Consider the following 690-nt stretch of genomic DNA (forward strand, 5'->3'; position numbering starts at 1 on the left):
GTGTCAAGTGGTAGGATACGGCCATGCTTCTTAATCCGCATCAGCCCGGTTCTACGGATCCCACGCTCTCGGACAGGGTCTTTGAATGGCTTGCCGAGCAGCTGGTCAGCGGCGCCCTCCGGCCGGGTCAGTGGGTCAGCGAGAATGAAGTGGCCGCCCAGTTGGGGGTCAGCCGGTCCCCCGTGCGCGAGGCTTTCGTGCGGTTCGCCAGTGAAGGCCTCGTCGAAGCCCGTCCCCGGCGCGGGACGATCATGGCCGAACTGGACCCCGATGTCGCCGATGACCTCTACCGGACCCGGCTGCTCATTGAGCCCGAGATGGCGGCCATGGCCGTCCTGCATGCAACCGATGAACAGGTGCAGCAGGCCGTTGCCATCACTGAGGAGATGCGGCAGGCCGTCGGGGATCCGCGTTCTTTCTACATAGCTCTTCTGCACCTGTACCAGCTGATGATGGATATCTGCCCCAGCGCAACGGTCCGGGACATCGTGGCGATGCTTTGGCGCCGGTCACTGCGGTTCCGCGGCATCGTGTTCCGGATCCCGAGCTGGGAACCCCAGAGGGAGGCCCTGGTGTTTGCTGAGCGGTTCGTTGAGCTTGCCCGCGCGAAGGATGAGGAAGGCGCATCAGCGGCGATGAAGACACTCCTTGAAAACACCCAGCGGGCCGTCCACGACTACCTCGCCGTCA

1 protein-coding gene is annotated in these 690 nt (G+C 63.9%); it reads left to right on the forward strand.

Annotated elements, in window-relative coordinates; all coding sequences use genetic code 11:
• Window positions 1-23 precede the first annotated feature (23 nt).
• On the forward strand, window positions 24-690 hold a 667-nt coding region (locus AC3WJM_RS23020; protein ID WP_492273060.1), incomplete at its 3' end, for a GntR family transcriptional regulator.

The organism is Arthrobacter sp. FW306-1B-G06A (genome assembly GCF_058781765.1).